The following is a 5,196-nucleotide window of genomic DNA, read 5'->3' as shown; positions in this document are numbered from 1 at the left end:
GCCCAGCCGAATTTGGCGTGAGCGAAGCCAAAGCATCCTTGCGGTGCTTGAGAAAGAGGCTTTGGCTACGGCGCTATGAGGGAAGCGCCAGACCCGGGTCAGATGGCGTTGCGGTGGAACTCGGCCCGCCAGTGGAGGAGGGCGCTGTGCTTGGTGATGCCGGCGGTGCGCTTCTGGGCTGCGCGGGCGGCGACGATGTGGTGCTGCTCGGTGGCCATCATGGCCAGGTGCAGGCGCTGCTTGATGGCTCGGCGGCGGGCGGCGTTGCCGTTAAGGCGGTCAGCGATGGCAGTTACAATCTGGTCTGCACGTTTCGCGGCCCTGGAAAAAATGCGCTTGGTCATGGTACATTCACTCCTATTGGCGAGTTGGTCCTCGCTAATTCCCACGTGATTCGTCATGCTGGGTCCTGTTGCTAGGGTTGGTCCCCTGGCAACATCCGATTGGGGTGGTACCCCAGTCCTTCAAAGCCCGCCTTGTGCGGGCTTTGTCGTTCTTACGCGCTGGTCAGGCGCCTCACTTCTGCCCTGGTCAGGGGCTGGGTCCTGTTGCTGGTTGTCGATGATGCTTCTCAACCGGTTGAACACTGAGCCAATGCTCATGCGGTTGAGTGCCCCCGCTCTTGGCGGGAGCGACTCGTTACGCAGCCGCTTGCAAGCTGGCTGCCCGGGCCCGGTGTTCCTTACCCGCCTCGGTCTTGACGGTGTAGAACAGGCCACCCCCGCGGCGTTTGCCGAGGTCGGTGATGTCGGTGATCACGGCCGGCACGGAGACGCGGGTACGGGGGTTGGTGTATTGCACTTGGTCATTCACTTTCATGAGTTGGTCCTCTGTTTGGTTCTGTTTGCGCTCAAGATGTGAGCGATTCGATTGTTTTACCGAACAAGGTGAAGGTTAATCTTCGAGAACGTAAGCGTCAATGAAAAATGTTCGTTAAAGCGAACTTTTTTTGAGAGCGGTGCCGTCGCCCCTAAATGACAGGCACAAAAAAGCCCGCGTGAAGCGGGCTTGATGGGGGGAGGGGCAGGTTACTTCTTTACGTCACGACGTAGTTCAACCATCCGACCATAAACAATTGCATCTTTGATTGGCACAGTGCCGAGACGCTGATCATCTGTTACGAGGCTAATGCCTGATAGGCCATCAAGGGCTTTGAGAAGCCTGCGCTGCTTGTTGTCACCCAACTGGACCAAAAGTATGTCTTCATGACTGGGGGTTCTGTCTGCCAAGTCAATTACGCAGATATCACCAGTCTTAATGCCGGAGCCAGCGAGATTGTCATCGTTGGCAACCACTCCAATGAGTTGCCCGTCCAACTCGCTAAATATATGGCGCCCGCTATCCAGGGTAGAGAGCGCATCAGACGGATGCTTCCCCAGTTCTGACATCTCCCATACAGGTACTTTCCCGAGGTTGGTGTCGGTCACGTAGGTACCACTTTCTTTGCCGGTGTAGAGCCAAAGCGGGTCACAGCCAAGGGCTTTGGCAATAGAGAGAAGGCTACTCACTCGCAAGTCTTTTAACGGGTCCGACAGCAGGACGGAGATCACGGCCTTGCTGATCCCTGATTTGCGAACCAGGTCAGCCTGCTTGTAGCCACGCTCCTTCATCATGTATTCCAGTCGATCTCTAAAAGAGGTCATGTCGTTCCCGTTCGCTAATTAAAACACAGATGTATTTTCACCTATTACATGTCCGGAATGTCGATGGTTGACTTGTTCGCAAAAGCGAACCAAAATGGCGCCTCTACTCAAGGGAGCAACAAAGGACCCTGACCAATGAAAAAACAGGACGCCATCAATTTCTTTGGCGGCAATAACGCTCTTGCCCGGGCGCTTGGTGCAGGCAAAAGCACTGTGTCCGAATGGCCTGAAGTCATCCCAGAGCAGTTTGCAACCCGCATCCACTTCAAGTCAGGCGGAAAGCTGGATTTCGGCTTGGAAGATTACCGTCCTGTTCAAAAGGACTCCCAGCAGGCCGCCTAACCACCGGCCTGTTTTTCCACCCAACACAGAGGACCAACTCCATGGGAAGAATATCGCTCCCCGATCATGAAAAACTCGACACGCTGTCACCGCTGAAGGTGCGTGGCACCCCGGGCCAGCGCCAGGTGTGGCAGGAAGTCGGCGCAGAACTGCGCATGACCGAAACCGCATTTGCCCGCACCTCGCTGCTGATCCTGCTCAAGGCCATATCTCAACATGAGCCACAAATCTTGGCGAGGGCCGTGAAACGGGCCAATCGAAGCCTGCTTGAACAGGGATATCCGCCCGTGACCGTCGAGGAGATTCTGGACGGCTCCGGCCTTCCCGAGCGTGGCCTGCTCCAGTTCAGCCCGGAAGACGAGGCCACCTACAACGAGGAGCGCCCCCTTCGCCCCCTGCAAAAACTCATCAACTTCGTCCTCGGGAGGTAACCCATGACCACGCAACTCCGCCCGCCGCGCCCGGCTTCCCAGCATGTCAGCGATCGGGACAACATCATCCTGAAATCGGTCATGCATGAGCTGGCCCTGGCCCTCGATGAGCCGCTGATTTCGACTGCCCATGCCGCCGGTACCGACCGGCAGGCCCTGCGCCTGGCCCGCGAGCTTGAGGCTCGCACCCTTGAACGCGCCGAGAACCAGCCTAGCGCCTAATTTCCTTGGCCCGCCTCACCACCGGGCTTTACAAACCAGGACCCAGCCAATGACCAATTCAACCATGGCCCATGGGGGCCACCCATTGCCTCATGATCTCGACCACTGCCCGCGATGCGGCAGTGAACTGCGATCCAGTACCGATGACCACGTATTTGAGTGCCCGGCCTGTGCCTACACCGAGCAGGAGGTACGCCATGCATCCTAAGGAGTTCATCGAGCGCCATGTTCGCAAACTTCTGCTCGCTGACGGTTTCTCTGCCGAAGCTACCCACCTGGCCTGTAAGGAGGCTGTCAGCCACTACGAGAAGAGTTCGGGTTTCCGGAAGGGGGCCGTATTTTCGGAGTGTCTGAGGGTCGCTAAGCGCATGGCCAAGCTGGTCCAGAAGAAACAGCGCCAGCAGGCGAGGGAAGATAAGAAGAAAGGGAAGGTGGCGGCATGAAGGTGCTCATTGCTTGTGAACGATTTGGAGTCATCCGCGATGCCTTCATCAATGCCGGCCACGATGCGTGGTCGTGTGACCTGGTGGATTCTGAAGTCCCGGGGCCGCATATCCGTGGGGATGCCCTGAGTGTGATGAGGTGGGGGTGGGACCTCATGATCGCCCATCCGGACTGTACCTTCCTGACCTGTTCTGCAGAGTGGGCATATGGGGATGGCCCGTATCATCAACGGGTCAAGCCGGGCACTCTCGTGGGCCAGGCCCGGCGTGCAGCGCGTGAGATGGCTCTGATCTTTGTCGAAGAACTGGCAGCGGCCCCCATCCCGTTCATTGCCATAGAGAATCCAGCGATCGGCGCAATCAATAAGCGCCTCGATTTGACCCGGTATGGGTTCCGCTCAAACTTCCCAACCCAGGTAATTCAGCCTCATCAATATGGGCACGACGCAAGCAAGGCCACAGGACTGGCCCTCAAGGGGCTGCCGGATCTTCTTCCAACACACCTAGTTGAACCTCGCATGGTTCCACAACCGAGTGGTAAGGCATTACCGCGTTGGGGTAACCAAACCGATAGCGGCCAGAACAGGCTGAGCCCCGGGGAAGGTCGTGCCATGGCGCGCGCCAAAACCTACCAAGGGTGGGCTGATGCAATGGCCACGCAATGGGGGCCTGTGGTCGCCGCGGCAGTGGCAATGGGGGTGGCGGCATGAGCATGCTACTGATGGCCAAGGCCATGAGCATCAAGGTGGGTAATCCACTTCGGAAGTTGGTGCTGATCAAGCTGGCGGACAACGCCAGCGATACTGGTGAATGCTGGCCGTCGTACCAACACATTGCAGATCAGTGTGAGATCTCCCGGCGCTCAGTGATTAATCATATCGATGCGCTATGTGACGCGGGGCTCCTGACTAAGGAATCTCGGGTAGGGCCTCAAGGGAAGAGATCGAACGTCTATGTGCTGACATTGGATAGTGCAGGAGCTGCACATCCAGAGGTGCAGGAGATTCACCAGGGTAGTGCAGGAGCTGCACTAGGGGGTGGTGCAGGAGCTGCACATAGAATCAGTCACTCTTTAGATCCAGTCATTGAACCAAAGATCCCCCCTGTATCCCCCCAGGGGGACAAACGCCCAGACAGTGGGCCGCCACGACGAGGTACCCGTTTGCCGAGTGACTGGGTGCTGCCTGGCGAGTGGGGGAGGTGGGCTCTCCAGGAGACAGGGCTCCCCAGGGAGCGGATCCTGCTGGAGGCAGCCACGTTCGCGGATTACTGGCAGGCGCTGCCCGGCGCCAAGGCGGTCAAGTTGGACTGGGAGAAGACCTGGCGCAACTGGATACGCCGGGCTGCCAGTTCGTTCCGTACCACTGCGCAGCGCAAGCCACTGGAAAACCTACAGGCGGCCCAGCAGGCCGCTAAGGCACTCAGGGAGTCGGGGAGGGGGGTCTATGACGACAGCACTCCGCTCTGACGAGGCGACGGCCCTGAGCGCACCAGGGGACGCGCTGCAGGTCAGCGCCCGCATGTCGGTGTTCCTAGCCGAGGAGCTGCTGCCGCTGATGGCCGGACTTTGGCCAGCGAGTGCCAACCAGCTGGACGGCAATGCCCGCGGCGTGGCGCTGGCCTGGGGGAGCATGCTCAGGGGCTTCAATGCGCAGCAGATTCGCGAGGCGGTGCTGCAGCTTGGGGAGGATGCCGATCGGCAGTTTGCACCGCGGCCGGCGGAGGTGCGGGCCATGATTGTGAAAGCTGCCCCGGTTGCCACGGTTGCCACGGTTGCTCAGGGAGGCCCCTGTCTATCGATTAGGGCTTGCGAGGTGATTGCCGAAGCGCGGGTATTTCAGAGGGATCGATTAGTGCCTGTCGATGCAGTGGCCAAGGAGCTGCAGCAGGTGCTAGCCGAGAAAGCTCACCAAGGAGTGAGTGTAACGGGAGGAGTATCGAGATAGGACTAAGGGATGCCAAATACAGCCCACTGTATTGCTACAGATTGGGCTGTGTGATAGCAAGACTAAGGTGTAATCTGTATGGAGATGGTATTCACCTGACAGTTGCCCACAAAAGGGAGTGGTCATACGGCTTCAAACCGGATAACAAAACGGTACCCCTACCGTGTTA

General features: G+C 58.4%; 10 protein-coding genes and 1 pseudogene. 8 read left to right on the top strand and 3 right to left on the bottom strand.

The annotated features are described in order from the left end of the window. Window positions 1–98 precede the first annotated feature (98 nt). From AB5Y80_RS05005 to AB5Y80_RS04995, 3 genes are all read right to left on the bottom strand, one after another. Window positions 99–344, bottom strand: coding sequence for a hypothetical protein (locus tag AB5Y80_RS05005; RefSeq protein WP_106887162.1), 246 nt, complete (start codon window positions 342–344; stop codon window positions 99–101). 295 nt (window positions 345–639) lie between these two features. Next, window positions 640–819 carry a hypothetical protein gene (locus tag AB5Y80_RS05000; RefSeq protein ID WP_011705891.1) on the bottom strand — a complete coding sequence of 60 codons (180 nt, stop codon included), beginning with the start codon at window positions 817–819 and terminating at the stop codon, window positions 640–642. Window positions 820–1,028: 209 nt separating this feature from the next. Next, window positions 1,029–1,613 (bottom strand): helix-turn-helix domain-containing protein, encoded by a 585-nt coding sequence (locus tag AB5Y80_RS04995; protein ID WP_368172588.1) that lies wholly within the window; start codon window positions 1,611–1,613, stop codon window positions 1,029–1,031. 165 nt (window positions 1,614–1,778) lie between these two features. On the opposite strand from AB5Y80_RS04995, the gene AB5Y80_RS04990 reads away from it, so the two are divergent. The 8 genes and pseudogenes from AB5Y80_RS04990 (at window position 1,779) to AB5Y80_RS04955 (ending at window position 5,027) form a co-directional block, all read left to right on the top strand. Continuing rightward, a complete protein-coding gene (locus AB5Y80_RS04990; RefSeq protein ID WP_045525496.1) occupies window positions 1,779–1,985 on the top strand; it encodes a Cro/CI family transcriptional regulator in 207 nt (68 codons plus the stop codon). Between the two features lie 41 nt (window positions 1,986–2,026). Beyond that, the gene (locus tag AB5Y80_RS04985; RefSeq protein ID WP_045525498.1) at window positions 2,027–2,416 is read left to right on the top strand and encodes a hypothetical protein; all 390 of its coding nucleotides are present in this window, start codon (window positions 2,027–2,029) and stop codon (window positions 2,414–2,416) included. A 3-nt stretch (window positions 2,417–2,419) separates the two neighbouring features. After that, complete coding sequence (locus AB5Y80_RS04980; RefSeq protein WP_045525499.1) at window positions 2,420–2,638, top strand: hypothetical protein; 219 nt, start codon at window positions 2,420–2,422, stop codon at window positions 2,636–2,638. Between the two features lie 197 nt (window positions 2,639–2,835). After that, complete coding sequence (locus AB5Y80_RS04975; protein WP_045525500.1) at window positions 2,836–3,081, top strand: hypothetical protein; 246 nt, start codon at window positions 2,836–2,838, stop codon at window positions 3,079–3,081. Continuing rightward, window positions 3,078–3,791: a hypothetical protein gene (locus AB5Y80_RS04970; RefSeq protein ID WP_368172587.1), complete on the top strand. Its 714-nt coding sequence runs from the start codon at window positions 3,078–3,080 to the stop codon at window positions 3,789–3,791. The genes AB5Y80_RS04975 and AB5Y80_RS04970 overlap by 4 nt, the downstream gene beginning before the upstream one ends. Continuing rightward, window positions 3,743–3,976 (top strand): annotated as a pseudogene (locus AB5Y80_RS04965) (helix-turn-helix domain-containing protein); the annotation flags it as partial. The gene AB5Y80_RS04970 and the pseudogene AB5Y80_RS04965, both read left to right, overlap by 49 nt. A gap of 267 nt (window positions 3,977–4,243) precedes the next feature. Next, window positions 4,244–4,549 (top strand): hypothetical protein, encoded by a 306-nt coding sequence (locus tag AB5Y80_RS04960; protein ID WP_323943752.1) that lies wholly within the window; start codon window positions 4,244–4,246, stop codon window positions 4,547–4,549. Then, window positions 4,527–5,027, top strand: a complete 501-nt coding sequence (locus tag AB5Y80_RS04955; RefSeq protein WP_368172586.1) for a hypothetical protein — start codon at window positions 4,527–4,529, stop codon at window positions 5,025–5,027. The genes AB5Y80_RS04960 and AB5Y80_RS04955 overlap by 23 nt, the downstream gene beginning before the upstream one ends. The last annotated feature ends 169 nt before the right edge of the window (window positions 5,028–5,196 follow it).

Origin of the sequence: Aeromonas sp. R2-1 (assembly GCF_040908425.1) — a bacterium.
GTDB lineage: Bacteria > Pseudomonadota > Gammaproteobacteria > Enterobacterales > Aeromonadaceae > Aeromonas > Aeromonas caviae.
The sequence above is the reverse complement of the archived record's forward strand: the minus strand, read 5'-3'. Positions and strand labels throughout refer to the sequence as shown.